This is a genomic window from Actinomadura chokoriensis (assembly GCF_041463665.1).
Classification (GTDB): Bacteria; Actinomycetota; Actinomycetes; order Streptosporangiales; family Streptosporangiaceae; genus Spirillospora; species Spirillospora chokoriensis_A.
Genome location: NZ_JAXCEJ010000018.1, coordinates 64320 through 81477 on the forward strand (window position 1 = coordinate 64320; position 17158 = coordinate 81477).

Annotated in this window: 18 protein-coding genes and 1 pseudogene; 8 read left to right on the forward strand and 11 right to left on the reverse strand. The window is 70.8% G+C overall.

What is annotated here, in order from left to right; all coding sequences use genetic code 11:
- Positions 1-92: 92 nt before the first annotated feature.
- Together SM418_RS25690 and SM418_RS25695 are read left to right on the forward strand one after the other, a co-directional pair.
- Positions 93-973, forward strand: a pseudogene (locus tag SM418_RS25690) (helix-turn-helix domain-containing protein).
- On the forward strand, positions 970-1173 hold the full coding sequence (locus SM418_RS25695) for a DUF397 domain-containing protein (protein WP_371943770.1): 204 nt from the start codon (positions 970-972) through the stop codon (positions 1171-1173). The pseudogene SM418_RS25690 and the gene SM418_RS25695 overlap by 4 nt, the downstream one beginning before the upstream one ends.
- 92 nt (positions 1174-1265) lie before the next feature.
- Here the strand turns inward: SM418_RS25695 and SM418_RS25700 are convergent, their stop codons facing one another.
- From SM418_RS25700 to SM418_RS25725, 6 genes are all read right to left on the reverse strand, one after another.
- On the reverse strand, positions 1266-1583 hold the full coding sequence (locus SM418_RS25700; protein WP_371943769.1) for a hypothetical protein: 318 nt from the start codon (positions 1581-1583) through the stop codon (positions 1266-1268).
- Positions 1580-1897, reverse strand: coding sequence for a nucleotidyl transferase AbiEii/AbiGii toxin family protein (locus tag SM418_RS25705; protein ID WP_371943768.1), 318 nt, complete (start codon positions 1895-1897; stop codon positions 1580-1582). The genes SM418_RS25700 and SM418_RS25705 overlap by 4 nt, the downstream gene beginning before the upstream one ends.
- Positions 1897-2742: a GNAT family N-acetyltransferase gene (locus SM418_RS25710; RefSeq protein ID WP_371943767.1), complete on the reverse strand. Its 846-nt coding sequence runs from the start codon at positions 2740-2742 to the stop codon at positions 1897-1899. Before SM418_RS25710 ends, SM418_RS25705 begins: the two co-directional genes overlap by 1 nt.
- Positions 2743-2841: 99 nt before the next feature.
- Positions 2842-3240, reverse strand: a complete 399-nt coding sequence (locus SM418_RS25715) for a MerR family transcriptional regulator (RefSeq protein ID WP_371943766.1) — start codon at positions 3238-3240, stop codon at positions 2842-2844.
- 18 nt (positions 3241-3258) lie between these two features.
- The gene (locus SM418_RS25720; protein WP_371943765.1) at positions 3259-4275 is read right to left on the reverse strand and encodes an MDR family NADP-dependent oxidoreductase; all 1017 of its coding nucleotides are present in this window, start codon (positions 4273-4275) and stop codon (positions 3259-3261) included.
- 82 nt (positions 4276-4357) lie between these two features.
- On the reverse strand, positions 4358-5749 hold the full coding sequence (locus tag SM418_RS25725) for an MFS transporter (RefSeq protein ID WP_371943764.1): 1392 nt from the start codon (positions 5747-5749) through the stop codon (positions 4358-4360).
- Positions 5750-5830: 81 nt separating this feature from the next.
- On the opposite strand from SM418_RS25725, the gene SM418_RS25730 reads away from it, so the two are divergent.
- The 3 genes from SM418_RS25730 to SM418_RS25740 all read left to right on the forward strand — a co-directional run bounded on the left by SM418_RS25730 (position 5831) and on the right by SM418_RS25740 (position 7867).
- On the forward strand, positions 5831-6409 hold the full coding sequence (locus SM418_RS25730; RefSeq protein ID WP_371943763.1) for a TetR/AcrR family transcriptional regulator: 579 nt from the start codon (positions 5831-5833) through the stop codon (positions 6407-6409).
- Positions 6410-6474: 65 nt separating this feature from the next.
- Positions 6475-6885, forward strand: coding sequence for a phosphoribosyl-AMP cyclohydrolase (locus tag SM418_RS25735; RefSeq protein WP_371943762.1), 411 nt, complete (start codon positions 6475-6477; stop codon positions 6883-6885).
- Positions 6886-7063: 178 nt separating this feature from the next.
- On the forward strand, positions 7064-7867 hold the full coding sequence (locus SM418_RS25740; protein ID WP_371943761.1) for a transporter substrate-binding domain-containing protein: 804 nt from the start codon (positions 7064-7066) through the stop codon (positions 7865-7867).
- Between the two features lie 20 nt (positions 7868-7887).
- Here SM418_RS25740 and SM418_RS25745 read toward each other — a convergent pair whose 3' ends face one another.
- Together SM418_RS25745 and SM418_RS25750 are read right to left on the reverse strand one after the other, a co-directional pair.
- Positions 7888-8538 carry a hypothetical protein gene (locus tag SM418_RS25745; RefSeq protein ID WP_371943760.1) on the reverse strand — a complete coding sequence of 217 codons (651 nt, stop codon included), beginning with the start codon at positions 8536-8538 and terminating at the stop codon, positions 7888-7890.
- The gene (locus SM418_RS25750) at positions 8535-9140 is read right to left on the reverse strand and encodes an RNA polymerase sigma factor (RefSeq protein WP_371943759.1); all 606 of its coding nucleotides are present in this window, start codon (positions 9138-9140) and stop codon (positions 8535-8537) included. The genes SM418_RS25745 and SM418_RS25750 overlap by 4 nt, the downstream gene beginning before the upstream one ends.
- Positions 9141-9943: 803 nt before the next feature.
- Here SM418_RS25750 and SM418_RS25755 point away from each other — a divergent pair.
- Positions 9944-11935, forward strand: a complete 1992-nt coding sequence (locus tag SM418_RS25755) for a bifunctional polysaccharide deacetylase/glycosyltransferase family 2 protein (RefSeq protein ID WP_371943758.1) — start codon at positions 9944-9946, stop codon at positions 11933-11935.
- Between the two features lie 195 nt (positions 11936-12130).
- Positions 12131-12739 (forward strand): TenA family protein, encoded by a 609-nt coding sequence (locus tag SM418_RS25760; RefSeq protein ID WP_371943757.1) that lies wholly within the window; start codon positions 12131-12133, stop codon positions 12737-12739.
- 3 nt (positions 12740-12742) lie between these two features.
- Here the strand turns inward: SM418_RS25760 and SM418_RS25765 are convergent, their stop codons facing one another.
- Together SM418_RS25765 and SM418_RS25770 are read right to left on the reverse strand one after the other, a co-directional pair.
- On the reverse strand, positions 12743-13870 hold the full coding sequence (locus SM418_RS25765) for an alkene reductase (RefSeq protein WP_371943756.1): 1128 nt from the start codon (positions 13868-13870) through the stop codon (positions 12743-12745).
- A gap of 5 nt (positions 13871-13875) precedes the next feature.
- Positions 13876-14259: a RidA family protein gene (locus SM418_RS25770; protein ID WP_371943755.1), complete on the reverse strand. Its 384-nt coding sequence runs from the start codon at positions 14257-14259 to the stop codon at positions 13876-13878.
- A gap of 97 nt (positions 14260-14356) precedes the next feature.
- Between SM418_RS25770 and SM418_RS25775 the strand changes: the two genes are divergently transcribed.
- The gene (locus tag SM418_RS25775) at positions 14357-14794 is read left to right on the forward strand and encodes a MarR family winged helix-turn-helix transcriptional regulator (protein WP_371943754.1); all 438 of its coding nucleotides are present in this window, start codon (positions 14357-14359) and stop codon (positions 14792-14794) included.
- A 76-nt stretch (positions 14795-14870) separates the two neighbouring features.
- Here SM418_RS25775 and SM418_RS25780 read toward each other — a convergent pair whose 3' ends face one another.
- Positions 14871-17141, reverse strand: coding sequence for a heavy metal translocating P-type ATPase (locus SM418_RS25780; RefSeq protein WP_371943753.1), 2271 nt, complete (start codon positions 17139-17141; stop codon positions 14871-14873).
- Between the last annotated feature and the right edge of the window lie 17 nt (positions 17142-17158).

The following is a 17158-nucleotide window of genomic DNA, read 5'->3' on the forward strand; positions in this document are numbered from 1 at the left end:
GAGGACGGCCCCGCGAGACTTACGGAAAGCGGGATTTCCCGCTTCTTGGAAGTCGCATGACGGTCCGTGTTGTCTCAGTGACAATCAGTGTCATGGCGAAACGACCCCCGACCGTTCGCCGCCGGCGACTCGGTGTCCAGCTACGCAAGATCCGCGAAGAGCGCGGCCTGACCCTCGACGAGGCCGCCGCCTTCCTCAGCATCTCCAAGTCCGCCCTCAGCCGGATGGAGAACGCCCAGGTCGTGGCCCGCGTCCACGAGGTCAACTACATCCTCATGATGTACGGCATCGAGGAGGGCGACGACCTGAGAAGCGCGCTGGTCGGCCTCGCCACCGGCGGCCGTTCCCGCGACTGGATCCGGCGTCACAAGCTCCCGGGGAAAGGACCTAACTACGGCGAATATGTGATGCTTGAACAGGACTCCTCGGAACTCTTCACGTACCACGCCGACCTCATCCCCGGGCTCCTCCAGACCCCCGAGTACGCGTACGCCGTCATGGCATCCGTCCCCAGCAGCGGGCTGAGCGACATTGATGAAGGCGTCGCATACCGCATGGCTCGCAAGGAGGCCCTCACGCGCCCGGATCCGTTGACGATCAAAGTGGTGGTAAGGCTGCGGTCCGCCAATGCATGGGTGGACGCCTGGTCATGGTCGACCAACTCCGGTACCTGCTCGAACTCATGGAGTGGTCGAACGTCCACTTGCAACTCCTGCCGTTCGCAGCCCCCAAGAACCCGGGTGTTGACGGATCGTTCACGATCCTGGACGTTGAAGCAGGGAACTTCCCCATCGCTATCGTTGACGCGCTCCGGCGGACGATCTTCGTCGAGGAGGAGGACGACATCGCAGCGTACCGAGACATTCAGGCAGAGCTGTGTAAGGTCGCTCTGCCGGAGACTGAGAGCCGCCAACGAATCGAACAGGCTATCCGCGAGCTTCAGACTCTGGCGCTCGAGAGGAGCAGTAGATGATTTACTGGCGAAAGAGCAGCCGCAGCGGCAGTCAGTCCCAGAACTGTGTTGAGTGTGCTCGCCTGCCGACCGGGCACCATGCCATAGTCGGCATCCGCGACTCGACGGACCCAGATGGACCGCGTCTCGCCTTGAGTCCGGAGGCGTGGGGAGCACTGCTCAGTCATCTCAAGGGCAACGCTTCGGAGAGCACAGTCTGAAGCGATTGGAGAAGGCTCTGCTTCCCGACAGTCGATTTACTGGCGAAAGGGCCACGCAGCCCTACTTGCAAACTACGCAGCAGTATGTACTCCTATGGTGAAACCATTCGCTCCCAGGCAGCGAATCGGTCCCTCATCGCCCTGACCTCCGCACTGGTGACGCCGTAGGCGGTGAAGTCCCGGTCTGGAATGCGGTGCAGGTAGGAGAGTGACTCGGCGAACAGCGCAGTCTCGAAGCCCGGATTGTGCTGAGCCGCAACGGCCAGGAGGCGGTCGTGGCCGTACCGCCCGCTGACTAGAATCGCGTCGATGTCCAGGAAATCGCGCGGTGCCCAGCGGTTGAACAGGGCGTCCATCTTGCCGGCCACGGCATCGTCAGGGTGCAGCACCGGACCGATCTCCAGTATCACCGGGCGTGAGCCTGCCAGAACACCCCAAGATCCACTTTGCAGGCATGGCCATTGGAATCGGCAACCGTCATCTGGACGAGATCCGGAGTACGCCGGGCCACCTCAACTCGTAGACCCTGCTGCGTGTAGGCGGCGATGACGTCGTCGGCCACCTGCTCTGGGCTGCCTCGCTGAGAGGAGAACAGGTCAATGTCCTCCGAGGGACGCGTGCCCATCCCGTGGAGCTGGACGGCATGTCCCCCGCCCAGCACAAACCCCCGGTCGCCGACGACCTCCAGCGCGATGCCGGCCAGCCGGTGCTGGAAGCGATCCATCAGGCGGCATGCCGCAGCTGGGGAAAGCGCCGCTCCCACAGGGCCCGGACTGGACGCGCCGGGAGGATCTCGTCCCAGTGTTCCATCAGCAGCCGTCCGTTGATCAGCCGCCGCTGGTGCTCCACACCGCCCTCTTCCAACACGATCTTGTAAACGGCCGACCGGTCGTAGTCGTTATCGAGATCGAACTCGGTCCGGCCTCCCCAGGCCAGTTCCAGTGGAAGCACCACCACGCCGTGCTCCGGCCCCTGCAACTCGTCCAGCGATCCGGCCACCTCGTACGGCCTGGTCTGGGCGTAACTGAACGGCGCTGCACTCTGCCCCTTCATACACACAGTGTGCCCGATCGCAGCCCCGGAGGATACGAAACGGCCGTCGTCCACGTGAGACCGCGCGCCACTGCGGATCGTCGTTCGGCTCAAGTCCTCGTGGCACGACAACGACTCGATGTGCGCTCTACCGGGCGGGATTCTGCTGGCCGTAGATGAGGGCCGGCGCGCCCTTGTGGTCGGTTTCGCGGAGGTAGCGGTGTAGCCCTTGCCCCAGTGCGCGCGGGCCAGGCACCAGCCGACGCCGAGGCCCGGGAAGCCGTGCGGCTTCCAGGGGCCCGCGCGTCCGACGAAACGGCCTGTCGCCTGCTCGACCACGGCCCAGTGGGAGTAGCCGCGGATCTCGCGGTGCCCCATGAAAAGCGCCAGGCTGCGCCACGCGTCGGCCGGGGACCGGCCGACCGGCTCGGCCAGGCCGTCCGCCACCTGGGGATCGGCCATCATCGCCGCGTAGTCGTCGAAGTCGTCGCCCGTCAGAGGACGCAGGGTCAGACGCTCGGTCTCCACTACCGTCATGATCACAGTGTGCGCGGGCTTCACGTTCCGGACGGCGGCCCCGCAGCTTCCCCGGCGACCCGGCCACTTCCCCGGCGACCCGGCCACCTCGTACGGCGGTCACGTGGCGGGCTCGTCGGCCGGGGCATCGCGTGGCGGGACGCCGATCCGGGCGGCGAGGTCGTTGCGGAGGCGGGTCAGGCGGGTGATTTCGGCGTCGAGGGCGGCGAGGCGGCGGCGGGCGGTTCCGGTGCTCTGCGCACAGGCGGGGCCGTCGTAGGGCGGGAGTTCGTCGCCGTCCAGGAGGTGGAGCCGGTCGGCGCAGCCGCGGACGTCCTCGACGGTGAGACCCAGGGACAGCAGCCGCCGGATGGTCAGCACGCGGGCGACCTCGGCGGGGCCGTACCGGCGCTGCCCGCCGGGGGTGCGGGACGGCGGGGGCAGCAGTCCGCGCTGCTCGTAGAAGCGCAGTGCCCGCGGGGTCGTCCCGGCGGCCGCCGCCGCGTCGCTGATCTGCATGGGTCCTCCTCCAGCCGCCTACAGTTCGACGATGACGGCTCCCAGGTGTTGTCCGCTGATCAGTTCGTGCAACGCCCGCGGTGCCTGATCGATGCCCGCGATGCGCGCGTGCGGGAAGGTGACGGCGCCCGAGCGCAGCCAGGCGCCGAAGCGTTCGGCCCACTCGGGGTGCGGGCCGGTGTCGTCGAGCCCGGCGAAACCGCGCATCTCGATGCGCTTGGCGATCAGTTGGAACGTGTCGATCTCGACCGGGGCCGTGGTGCCGGTCCCGTTCGGTGAGAGTTGTCCGGCCAGCGTCCCGACGATGACGAACCGCGCGCCCGGACGAGCCGCGGTGATCGCGGCGCGAAGCTGCTCGCCGCCGACGTTGTCCACGAGGACGTCGATTCCCTCGGGTGCGGCTTCCGCCAGTTGCTCCGCGATGGGCCGTTCGCCCCGGACCAACGCCGCGTCGTACCCGAGTTCCGACACCAGGCGGGCGGCCTTGTCCGGCGAGCCGGTGCTCCCGATCACTCGGTCGGCGCCGAGCAGGCGGGCGAACTGGCCGGCCAGCGAACCGACTCCGCCGGAGCCGCCTGAGACGAACACAGTGTCGCCGGGACGGACCGGCGCGTCCCGCGTCAGCGCCGTGTAGACGACGGCCGCCTGTCCGAGATGGGCGGCCGGGTCGGGGAGCGTGCCGTCCAGGGGCGTGCATTCGGCGGCGGGCATGACGGCGTGCTCGCGCCAGCCGAGCCAGTGCTGGACGAGGTCGCCGGGGCGCACCCCGGCGTCCGGCGGCGCCGAGACGACCTCGCCGATCGCCGCTCCGAACAACGCGTCGCCTGGACGCAGCGGCGGGAAGGGGGTGCCTTTCACACCGCCGCCGATCAGGGTGCGCAAGGCGGGGAAGACCTGGAAGAAGCGGTTCCGGACGAGCACTTCGCCGTCGTCCGGCACCGGCATGGGCGCCTGGACGACGGCGAAATGCTCCGGCCTCGGCAGGCCGTCCGGCAGTGCGGCGAGCTGCACTATGCGGGAGGTAGTGGACGACATGGGACGCTCCTCGACCCTGGGGGTCCGGGCTTGGCACCCGGACACGGCGCCGAGACGCTAACCCCTGACCCGCGGGTCAAGGTCAAGTGCCTTGCGGCGCGTGGCTGCGGGGCGGGGTGAGGGCGGCGGCCGCGAGGGCGGCGACGGCGGCGGCGATCGCGGCGAGGACGAAGCCGTCGGTGAAGCCGTCCAGGGTGTCGCCGGTCAGGCTCGCCGCGGCGACGCTGGAGATCACCGCGGCTCCGATGGACGCGCCGAACTCGTGGAACGTGCTGACGATGCCCGAGGCGATGCCGGCTTCGTGCGGCGCCACCTGGCCCAGCGCCGTCGCCGACGCGACGACGAACATCGCGCCCGTCCCGGCGCCCGCGACGGCCGTGCCGATCACGACGGTCAACGGGTTCAGGGAGAGGGCGGGGAGGGCCATGCCGATGGCGGCGGTCAGCAGGCCGGCGACGGCGAGGCGACGCGGTCCGGCCTTGGCGATCGTCCGGCCGGTGAGGTCGGCGCCGAGCATCGTCGCGACCGCGACGGGCAGGAACATCAGGCCGGTGCGCAGGGCGCCGTAGTCCTCGCCGTGCTGGAAGTAGAACGTGCCGAGGAAGAACACCGCGATCATCAGGGCGGTCGCCATGAGGATCAGGAAGGTGCCGGTCGCCACCGGCCGCCTGATCAGGAGCGACACGTCCATCATGGGTGATCTGGCGGTCTTCTGCCTGGTCACGAACGCCGCGTAGCCGATCAGGGCGAGCAGGACCAGCCAGCCGGTCGCGGCGGTGAGCCAGCCGTCGTCTCCGGCGCGGATGAACGCGTAGATCAGGGCGGCGGACGAGGCCGTGACCAGGAGCGCGCCGAGGACGTCCAGCCGGGGACGGGGCGCGGCGACGGCCTGGTGCGGCAGCATCCGGGCGAGCGCGGCGATGATCACCAGCCCGATGGGGACGTTGACGTAGAAGACCCACGGCCAGCCGGGACCGGCGGTCAGCGCCCCGCCGAGCAGGACGCCGAGGGCGGCCCCGCCACCGCCGAGCGCGGACCAGACGCCGAGCGCCCTGTTCCGCTCGTCGCCGTCGAACAGGCCCACCACGAGGGACAGGGCTGCGGGCGACAGCAGCGCCGCGCCGAGCCCCTGCGCGATGCGGCCGCCGATCAGCATGCCGCCCGTCCCGGCGAGACCGGTCACCAGGGACGCGGCCGTGAAGATCAGCAGGCCGGCGAGGACGACGCGCTTGGCGCCGATGAGGTCGGCGGTCCGTCCGCCGAGCAGCATCAGCCCGCCGAACGTCAGGGTGTAGGCGCTGACCGTCCAGGTGACTGCCTGGCGGCTCAGCTCCAGGTCGGTCCCGATGTGCGGCAGCGCGATGGCCACGACGGTGACGTCGAGGATCAGCATGAGCTGGGCCACGCCGAGGAATCCCAGGATGCGCCAGCGCAGCGGATGCGCGGCTGCGGGCGCGGGTGCCTCCGATGTCATCACAACTCCTTAACTCGTACGTCTACATACGACTTAGTGGAGAGTAACACGTACTTTCGTGTACGAGTTAGGGTGAGGGGCATGCCAACCGCCCCTACCGGCCGGCGCCGGCGCGCGGACGCCGAGCGCAGCATCGCCCGCATCGTGTCCGCCGCACGCGAGTGCCTGAGCAGGGACCCGAACGCGAGCATCGACGACATCGCCAAGGCAGCCGGCGTGGGACGGATGACGCTCTACGGCCACTTCCGCAACCGGAAGGAACTCGTCGAGGCCGCCATGGCCGACGCGCTGCGCGCCGGCGAAGAGGTGCTGTCGGAGGTCGATCTCAGCGGGCCTGCGCAAGACGTCCTGGTCCGGCTGCTGGAGTCCAGCTGGTCCCTTGTGGCCGAGTCGACGGCGCTCTTGACGGCGGCCCAGGGCACCCTTCCCGCCGGACGTGTCCGCGAACTGCACGCCGGGCCCGCGGCACGTCTCGAGGAGCTCGTCCGCCGGGGCCAGGACGAAGGCGTCTTCCGCACCGACATGCCCGTCACATGGCTGGTCAACGTCGTGCAATACGTCCTGCACGGCGCCGCGGAGGAGAACCGCGCCGACCGCCTGAAGCCGGAGGACACCGGCCGGATCGTGATCGCGACCGTCCGGTCGATCCTGGCCGCGTAGCGGACGGCCCGGCGGCGGCCGAGTGTCGGGACGACGCGGGCCGGCGCGCCGGGCAGGATGGCGGGGTGAACGAACTCGAAGAAGGCACCCGCCTCACCCTGGACTTCGACAAGCTCGCCGGCGTCGCGGCGACCGGGGCGCGGGTCGTCCCCGTCGTCCTGCAGGACGCGGCCACCGGCGATGTCCTGTTCATCGGCTACGCGAACGACCAGGCCCTCAATGCCTCGCTGGACGAGAAGATCGCCGTGCTGTGGTCGACGTCCCGCAACGAGCTTTGGCGCAAGGGCGCGACCTCGGGGGACGTCCTGGAACTGGTCGACGTCCGCGTCAACTGCGAGCAGAACTCCCTGCTGTACCTGGTCAACCGCACCACCGGCGGCGCCTGCCACACCAAGGACGCGTCCGGCGAGGCCCGCCCCACCTGCTACTACCGTTCGGTGACCGACGCCGAGACCCTCCGCCCCGTCACGCAGTAGGAGCGCGGCGCGACGTAGCCGGTCGAACGCGCCGACCGGCCCATCACCCGGGCGATGGGCCGGATGCGGTCAGCGGGTGGAGGGCCGTTCGGTTGGCTGCGACGTTGTTGGCTGCGACGCTTTCCGTGGGGCTCCCTGCTCGTTGGGATCAGGGCGCCTGGAGTCGGGAGGCCGGAGGATGCGGCGACCGATCGCGGTGGTGCTGGCGGCCTGCCTCGTGCTGAGCGGGTGCGGCGGCGGGGAGGGGACGTCCATCCTCGGCAAGGAGACGCTGGTGGCGGGCGTCCGGCCGGACCTTCCGGGCATCGGGTTGAAGCGGCCCGACGGGACGTTCGAGGGCCTGGACGTGGACGTGTCCCGCTACCTGGCCGAACGGATGGGGAAGAAGGTCAGGTTCGTTCCGGCGCTGGCGCGGGATCGCGAGCGCCTGCTCCGCGAGGGCGACGTCGACATGGTCCTGACGTTCTGGCTGGAGCCCGAGTGGACGCAGCGGCTCGCGTTCGCCGGTCCGTACCTCCTGTCGTACCAGGACATCCTCGTCCGGGCCGGCGAGAAGGACGTGAAGGGCGTGCGCGACCTCCGGGGCCGCAAGATCTGCGCCGTCACCGGGTCGGGCGCGGCCGAGGCCGTGACCGTGGAGCGGCAGGTGCCGGCGGTGCCGGTCGCGGCGCGGTCCTATGACGACTGCATGACCATGCTGCGGGACGGCCGCATCGACGCGATCACGACGAACGACACGATCCTGGCCGGGTTGAAGACGCGGCAGGGTGACGGGTTCCGGCTGCTGAACGCCAGGTTCGGCGAGCGGCGGACGGGGATCGCGATCCGCAAGGGCGACCCCGGCGGGTGCGAGGCGCTCAACCGGGCCATCACGCAGATGTACCAGGACGGGACGATGGCCGAGTTCATGCACAAGTGGTTCGGCACGTCCGGCCTCGACCTGTCGGACGTGGAGGTACCCCAGTTCGAAGGCTGCCTCTGATCGCCGTGCCGGGGCCGTCCCTATGACTTGTCGCTCTGGCCCGGGTTCTCGCCGGTGTTGTTCGCGGCGCCGGTGTTGTTCGTGGCCCTGCCCTTCGCCTTGCCGGGGTTGGCGGTCGGCGTGTTGCCGTTGTTGATTCCAGGGCTGCGCGGCGGAGTGCTGGTGCTTCGCGGGGTCGGGCTCTGCTTCTTCTGCTGGCCGGGCGCACCCGACTTGCCGCGCTGTCTCGTGGCCGAGGGAGAGGGCGAGGGCGACGGTGAGGTGTGCCGCGGCGTGGGCGTGTACCGCGTCGCCGGGGTGCTGTCGTGGCCGCCGCCGTCCCGGCCATGCGTCGGGGACGGGGCGGGCAGCGGCTTCTGGCCGGGAAAGTTCCCGGTCGCGAAGGCGACACCCCCGGTCAGCAGCAGCGAGCCGCCGACCAGCGCGATGACCTTGGCGGTCAGGAGCCCGCGCAGCAGAGCCAGCCGGGACCTGCCCGCGGGAGCCTGGGCGGCCAGGAAGGCGGCGACGGCGGCGTCCTCGCCCGCGAACTCCCCGGCGCGGCCGGGCGCCGCGGCGGCCGAGAGCAGTGCCTGCAGCGGGGCGTGCAGCGGGGCGTGCCCGTCCCCGCCGTCGAGCAGGCGCTCGGCGGTGCGCTGGTCGAGCCGTCCGGACTCGGTGTGGTCGCTCATGTCACCCCTTCAGCGCCGGTACCGCCCCTTTTGTCACCCTGAACCAGCGGCCGGGCGGCGCCCGGGTCCGGCAGCCGGTCGGCGAGGCGGCGCAGGCCCCGGTAGGCGGCGGTGCGGACCGCCCCGGGGCGCTTGCCGAGGACCTTGCCCGCCGACTTGGCGTCCAGGCCCACGACGACGCGCAGCAACACCGCCTCGGCCTGGTCGGGGGGGAGTTCGGAGATCAGCTTCAGTGCCTCCTCGGTGGCGATGCCGTCCAGGGCGTCCAGCTCGGTGTCGCCGCGCGCGGCGATCGTGACCAGTTCCTCGACGGGCAGGTCGGAGCCGGGCCGGCGGGACTTGCGGCGCAGATGGTCCAGGGCGCGGTGCCGGGTGATCGTCGCGGTCCAGCCGCGGAAGCCGTCGAGGTCGCCGCGGAAAGAGCGCAGGTCGCGGGAGATCTGCAGCCACGCCTCCGACGTCACGTCCTCGGCGTCCGCGCCGACGAGCGCGCCGGCGAACCTGATCAGGCGCGGCTGGACGTCGCGGTAGAGCAGGCGGAAGGACTCCTCGTCGCCGTCCTGCGCCGCTCGCAGCGCGCGACCGAGTTCGTCCTCGTCCATCGCGCCATTGTGCAGAAATTCTCAGCGTGGTGTGACACGTACGCGCGGGTTCGCGCTGAACGAGTGACGTCCGCGCGCCGGTACGTCCCCTCCCGCTCCGATTACTGGACGATGATGACCCGTAACTCCCCGCAAAACCGGGACAAACTCCTTGTCACCGGCATACCGCCGGTTGCGGAGCCGCTGGCCGAACCGGCCACCGAGACACGACCGTTGCACGGTTCGGCCCCCGTCTTCGTCGACGCGTCCGGATGGCGGGGGCGGCTCGGACGGCGGGTGGGCCTGCTCACCGGTGCTCTCCTCATCGTGTTCCTGAGCGCACTGGGCCTCGGCATGGCGACGGGGCCGGATGTGCCGTTGACGCCGTGGAGTGAGCCGTCCCCTCATCCGCGCGTGAAAGTGAGCCACCCCCAGGTCACGCCGACCAGAACCACGCAACCGCCCGCCGCCGCTAGGCCGCCGGTACCTCCCGGACGGGTCGTGGTTACGACTTCTCCTGTGGCGCCTACGTCCTCGCCTGCGCCGTCGTCTACGGCGGCGCCGACGCAGGCGGGCAGCACGTCCACGGCGCATCCGGGCAACTCCACTGCGACCCCGCCCGCATGGGGCCGCAAGAAGAAGAACGGCTGACCGTGCGACGCAGCGAACCACGGGGGCACTGGGTTCTGCTCCTGCTCGGTGGGCTGGCCATCACCGTGCTCCTTCTCCTGGACGGCTTCGCGCACGGTGCCGTCGGTGAGGCGCCCAGGGACGCGCCAAAGCGTCCGGCACCGGCTCCAGCTCAGGTTCGTGGCGGAGGGCCGGTGCTCAATCTCGCCGAGGGAACGGCGCGCAGCCGCCGCATGCCGCCGAAGACGATCGCGCTGACGTTCGACGACGGGCCCGACGCCGAATGGACGCCGCGGATCCTGGACGTCCTGCATCGCCGCCGCGCCCGCGCCACCTTCTTCACCGTCGGCGCGCACGTCGCGGAGAACCCGGCGCTGACCCGCCGCATCCTCCGCGAGGGCCACGAGATCGGCTCGCACACGTACACGCACGTCGACCTGGCCACCGCGCCCGCGTGGCGGGGACGGCTGGAGATGGGCCTCACGCAGCGGGCGCTCGCGGGCGCGGCCGGGGTCCACACCCGGCTGATGCGGATGCCGTACTCGTCCCGTCCGGACGGCCTGACCGCGCCGGAGTGGCGCGCGGCCGAACGGGCGGGGGCGGACGGGTACATCGTCGTCCTCGCCGACCGCGACACCGAGGACTGGGCGCGTCCCGGCGCCGCGAAGATCGTCCAGGCGGCGCTGGCGGCGGAGCGGCGGGGCGAGGGCGCGGTCGTGATGCTGCACGACTCCGGCGGCGACCGGGCCGAGACCGTCGCGGCGGTGGAGCGGATTCTCGACCGGCTCCAGCCGCAGGGATACCGGTTCACCACGCTCACGCAGGCGCTCGGCATGCCTCCGGCGGAGGTCTCGGTGCCCGCGCCCGAGAAGGCCGTCGGCTGGACGCTGGTCGCCGCCCAGCGCGCCGCGTCCGCGCTCACCGGGACGATGGGCGTCCTGTTCGCCGTCGCCGGGATCCTGTACGTGCTGAGGCTCCTGCTGCTGGTGGTGTTCGCGCACGTCCACGTGCGCCGCGTCCGCCGGCCGCGTCCGCCCGTGATGCCGGAGATAAGGGAGATCGGGGAGTTGCCGCCCGATCCGTTCCCGCCCGTGTCGGTGATCGTCCCCGCCTACAACGAGGAGGTGGGGATCGCGGCGACGATCGCGTCCCTCCTCGACACCGACTATCCGGGCACCGTCGAAGTGATCGTGGTGGACGACGGCTCCACCGACAGCACCCCCGCCATCGTCGAGACGATCGGCCTGCCGGGTGTCCACCTGATCCGCAAGCCGAACGGCGGCAAGCCCAGCGCGCTCAACACGGGCATGTTCGTGGCCCGGTCCGAGATCCTCGTGCTGGTGGACGGCGATACGGTCTTCCAGCGCGACACCATCCGGCATCTCGTCGCGCCGTTCGTGGACCCGAGCGTGGGGGCGGTCAGCGGCAACACCAAAGTCGCCAACCGGGGCGGAATCCTCGGACGCTGGCAGCACATCGAGTACGTCATCGGATTCAACCTCGACCGGCGGATGTTCGACATCATGCAGTGCATGCCGACCGTCCCCGGTGCGATCGGCGCGTTCCGGAGGTCGCTCCTAGACGAGGTGGGAGGCGTGCCAGACGACACTCTGGCCGAGGACACCGACCTCACCATGGCGATCTGCCGCACCGGGGCGCGCGTCGTTTACGAGGAGAAGGCGATTGCCTGGACGGAGACTCCGTCTTCGCTGCGGCAGTTGTGGAGGCAGCGCTACCGCTGGTGCTACGGCACGATGCAGGCGATGTGGAAGCACCGCCGCTCCGTCATCGAGACCGGTGTCTCGGGGCGCTTCGGACGCCGTTGCCTGCCCTACCTGACGGTGTTCCAGGTGCTCCTTCCCCTGTTCGCACCGGCCGTGGACCTCTTCGCCCTGTTCGGCCTGTTCTTCCTAGACCCCGGAACGCCCGTCCTCACCTGGACGGCGTTCGTCGCCGCGCAGGCCGCCGCCGGTGCCTACGCTCTATGGCTGGACGGCGAACCCGTCCGTCCACTGTGGGCACTGCCGCTCCAACAGTTCGTCTACCGGCAGCTCATGTACCTGGTGGTCGTCCAGTCAGTGGTCACCGCGCTCCTGGGGTCACGCTTGGGGTGGCACACGATCCGGCGTACCGGAACCTTCACAGAGATGCGGGAACAATCCCGGGGGCCCGTCGGTTACACATGACGGCTGGTGTGCCTGGTGTCCCCGGGCCTCACCTTTTGCCTTCACGGAATACCGTCCGGCTGGAGCCGTGTTGTGCGTTTCGCCGAGAGGCGACCCACACACCGGCCGCAAGACCAGGACCCCGCCGGGTCGTACGATCCGGCGGGGTCTGGTCGTCGCTGGGGCCAGACTGGTCGCTGGGGCAGACTGGCGGTCATGAGCCTCGCCGCGCATCTGGAAGAACTCGGCCGCCCCCTCGTCGAGGAACAGCTCAGGCACCCCACCGTGGCGGGCATCGCCCAAGGGAACCTGGACGAGGCCGTGTTCCGCTCCTGGCTCGAACAGGACTACCTCTACCTGCACGACTACGTCCGCGTGTTCTCCCGCCTGGCGTGGCAGGCTCCTAACGCCCATGTGGGTGACCTCGTCGACCTGGCCCACTCGACCTTCCACGACGAACTCGACTTGCACCGCTCCCTCTCCGCCGAGTTCGGCGCCGACTTGGACGGCGCGAAGATGGGCCCGGCCTGCGCCGCCTACACGTCCTTCCTCCTGGACAGCGCCGCCGTCTACTCCGAAGGTCTCGCCGCCCTTTACCCCTGCATGTGGGGCTATTCCACGCTCGGACGGCGTCTCGCCGAGAACCCGCCGTCCGAGCCGCGTTACCGCCGCTGGGTCGACACCTACGCGGACCCCGGCTTCGCCGAACTGACCGCGCGCATCGCCCAGATGATCGACGAGTCCGGCGCCGACACCGCGACGGCCGAGCGCTTCTTCCTGGAGGGCATGCGCCACGAGCTGGCCTTCTGGGACGTCCCCCTGTAACCCCTAGTCATAGGCCGGGGCGTTCGCGGCAGGGTGCTCTGTGTTGATCGGCTGGGGCGGCGGAGCCGCCGGGTAGTCGACGTAGCCTTCGCCGCCGCCGCCGTAGATGAGGCTTCTGACGGGGGCGGCCAGGGGCGCGCCTGTGGCGAAGCGGGCGGGGAGGTCGGGATTGGCGATGAAGTGGCGGGCGAAGGAGAAGACGTCAGCCAGGCCCGCCGCCACCGCGGCCTCACCGGCCTCCTGGGACGTGGGGTCGGGCCCGTTGAAGTTCCCGATCAAGGTTCCCGACCAGCGTGGACGCAGATCGGACAGCGCTTCGTAGGCGCCCCGCTCGATGACGTGCAGGTAGGCGAGGCCGAGCGGGTCGAGGGCGTCGACGAGCGCTCGGTAGGTGCCCTGCGGGTCCTCCTCGGCGATCTCGTTCTCCGGATTGTGCGGGGAGATGCGCAGCCCGACCCGTCCGGCCCCCACCTCGGCGGCCACGGCCTCCACGACGTCCAGCGCGAACCGCAGCCGCCCGGCGCGGGAGCCGCCGAACCGGTCGGTGCGCCGGTTGGTGTTCTCGGCGAGGAACTGCTGGACGAGGTAGCCGTTCGCGCCGTGCACCTCCACGCCGTCGAACCCGGCGCGGAGGGCGTTGCGGGCGGCGGCGGCGAAGTCGGCGACCGTCGCCTCCGCCTCGGCCGTCGTCATGGCGCGCGGCGTGACGTGCTCGACGTCGCCCTCGCCGGTGTAGATCGGCTCCCCCTCGATCCGGACCGGCGACGGAGCGAGCGGCGTCGCGCCGCCCGGCAGGTTGAGGGGATGCGTCATCCGTCCCACGTGCCAGAGCTGGGCGAAGATCGTCCCGCCGGCCGCGTGGACGGTCTCGGTGACCTCGCGCCACCCGGCGACCTGCGCGTCCGTGACCAGGCCGGGAACGCCGGGCCCGCCCTTGCCGAGGACATGCGGCCACAGCCCCTCGGTGACGATCAGCCCGGCCGACGCGCGCTGCGCGTAGTAGGTCCGGGTCAGCGGGTGTGGCACGCCGGTCGCGTCGTCCGCACGCCCGCGCGTCATCGGCGCCATGGCGATCCGGTTGCGGAGCTTCATGCGAGGCCCCTCGTAGGGGGTCAGAAGCGGGCTGGTCATCGTGTTCACCGTTCGACCGCGACGGCTTCGACTTCGATCCGCCAATCCGGTTGGGCCAGGGAGGACACCTCGAGAAGCGTGTCGGCGGGGTAGGGCTTGCTGAGGAACTCCTCGCGGAGCCGGACGACGCCGTCGAGGTCGGCCGCCATGTCCCGGACGAAGATGCCGATCTTCACGACGTCGGTCAGGTCGGCCCCCGCCTCCGCCAGCACCCGCTGGACGTTCCGGAACGCCTGGCGTCCCTGGTCGAGGAAGCCGCCGGGAACCGTCCGCCCGTGCTCGTCGATGCCGGCCTGTCCCGACACGTGGATGAACCCGCCGGCCCGGACGGCCTGCGAGATCCGGTACGGCTCGTACCAGTCGGGGGTGGTGGCGATGCGTTCGATCATTGTTGGCTCCCAACTTGCATGTACAAGCATGTCTTGTATGTACATGCAGATATTGGCACTGCATGTAAGGTGGTGTCAACCAGGAAGCGGGTGCGGGATGAACGTGGACGAGAAGGCGCCGGTCACGGCGGACGGGCTGCTCTGGGACGGCGTCGTGACGCTGCACGGGCGCGTCGAGCACCGGCTCGCCAAGGCGCTGCAAAGCCGCCACGGCCTCGGCCTCTCGGAGTACCGGGCGCTTTGCCGCCTGTCCCGCGCCGAGGAGGGCGAACTGCGGATGCAGGAGCTGGCCGACCTCATCGGGCTCAACCAGAGCTCCGTCAGCCGCCTGGTCGCCCGCCTGGAGACCGCCGGCCTCACCCGCCGCGACATGTGCCCCAAGGACCGGCGCGGCGTCTACACCGTCATCACCGACGAGGGCCGCGCCGCCCAGCGCGACGCCGCCCCCACCTATGCCGCGACCCTCACCGAAGCGTTCGACGACGCCGCGCGGGATCCGGCCCTGGCCTCGCTGCTGGCCGTCCTCCGCCCCTGACCGGCGTTCGTTCCGGCGCCGGACATGCGTGAGCGCGCGGTCCCCGGGTGGGGGCCGCGCGCTCGTGGACCGGGGGTCAGTTCGCCGCGACGGAGCGGTCCGCGGCACCCGTCAGCGCCTTGAAGCGGCGCAGGCGCAGGCTGTTGCTGACCACGAAGACCGACGAGAACGCCATCGCGCCGCCGGCGATCATCGGGGTGAGCAGGCCCGTCGCCGCGAGCGGCAGGGCCGCCACGTTGTAGGCGAACGCCCAGAACAGGTTGCCCTTGATGGTGCCGAGCGTGCGGCGGGAGAGCCGGATCGCGTCCGCCGCCGCGCGCAGGTCGCCCCGCACCAGGGTCAGGTCGGACGCCTCGATCGCCACGTCCGTCCCAGTGCCCATCGCGAGGCCCAGGTCGGCCTGGGCGAGCGCGGCGGCGTCGTTGACCCCGTCGCCGACCATCGCCACCGTGCGGCCCTCGGACTGGAGGCGCTTGACGACGTCCACCTTGTCCTGCGGTAGGACGTCGGCGATGACCTCGTCGATGCCGACCGCGTCCGCGACCGTCCGGGCCACCTTCTCGTTGTCGCCGGTCAGCAGCACCGGGCGCAGCCCGAGCCCCGTCAGCTGCTCGATCGCCTCCCGCGAGGTCGGCTTGACCTGGTCCGCGACCGTGATGACCGCGCGGGCCTCGCCGTCCCAGCCGACCGCGACCGCGGTGCGGCCGAGCGCCTGCGCGTCCGCCATGGCGGCCTCCAGGTCGGGCGTGAGCCGCTGCGACCACTCGGCCAGGAGCTGCGGACGGCCCGCCAGGACGCCGTGACCGTCCACCATCCCCTGGACGCCGAGACCCTCGACGTTGGCGAAGTCCTCGACCGTGCCCAGCTCGCCGGCCCTCTCCAGCGCACCCTTGGCGATGGCCTGGGCGATGGGGTGCTCGGACGCGTTCTCCAGCGCCCCCGCCAGCCGCAGAACCTCCTTCTCGGACACGCCGCCGGCGGTGATGACGTCGACCAGGGCCATGCGCCCGGTCGTGACGGTGCCGGTCTTGTCCAGGACCACGGTGTCGATGGCGCGGGTGGACTCCAGCACCTCCGGGCCCTTGATCAGGATGCCGAGCTGCGCGCCGCGTCCCGTCCCGACCATGAGGGCGGTCGGGGTGGCGAGGCCGAGGGCGCACGGGCAGGCGATGATCAGCACGGCGACCGCGGCGGTGAACGCGCCGGCGAGCGGTTCGCCGGTGCCGATCCAGAAGCCGAGCGTGCCGATCGCGAGCGCGATCACGATCGGGACGAAGATCCCGGAGATCCGGTCGGCGAGCCGCTGCACCTGCGCCTTGCCGGTCTGCGCGTCCTCCACCAGGCGCGCCATCTGCGCGAGCTGGGTGTCGGCGCCGATGCGGGTCGCGCGCACCAGCAGGCGCCCGCCCGCGTTCACGGTCGCGCCGACCACGGTGTCGCCGGGCCCGACCTCGACCGGGACCGACTCGCCGGTCAGCATGGAGGCGTCCACGGCGGACGACCCCTCCTCGACCGTCCCGTCCGTGGCGACCTTCTCGCCGGGACGGACGACGAACACGTCTCCCACCGAGAGCCGGTCGACCGGGATGCGCTCCTCGCGCCCGTCCCGGACGACCGTGACCTCCTTCGCGCCCAGTTCGAGCAGGGCGCGCAGGGCGGCGCCGGCGCGGCGCTTGGAGCGGGTCTCGAAGTAGCGTCCGGCCAGGATGAACATGGTCACGCCGGCCGCGGCCTCGAGGTAGATGTTCATCGACCCGTCCGAGCGGGTCATCGAGAACTCGAACCCGTGCTTGATGCCCAGCTCACCGGCGGTGCCGAAGAACAGCGCCCACAGCGACCAGCCGAACGCGGCGAGCGTGCCGAGCGAGATCAGCGTGTCCATGGTCGCCGCGCCGTGCCGCAGGTTGATCGCTGCGGCGCGGTGGAACGGCCAGCCCGCGTACACGACGACCGGTGCGGCGAGCGTCAGCGACAGCCACTGCCACCCCTCGAACTGGATCGCCGGGATCATCGCCATCGCGATGACCGGCAACGACAGCACGACCGCGGTGACCAGCCGCTGGCGCAGCGGGCGCAGCCCGTCGTCCGGCTCCTCCTCCTTGCCGGAATCGGGCTTCGGCGGAGCCGGGAGTTCGGCGGTGTAGCCGGCCTTCTCGACCGTCGCGATCAGCTCGTCCGGGGACACCCCCGGGGCGAACTCGACGCTGGCCTTCTCGGTGGCGTAGTTGACCGTCGCGGTCACGCCGTCCATCTTGTTGAGCTTCCGCTCGATGCGGTTGGCGCACGACGCGCACGTCATCCCGCCGATCGCCAGCTCGACACGCCCGGACTCGATGTCCGTGCTCATCGCTCCTCCTCTGCCTC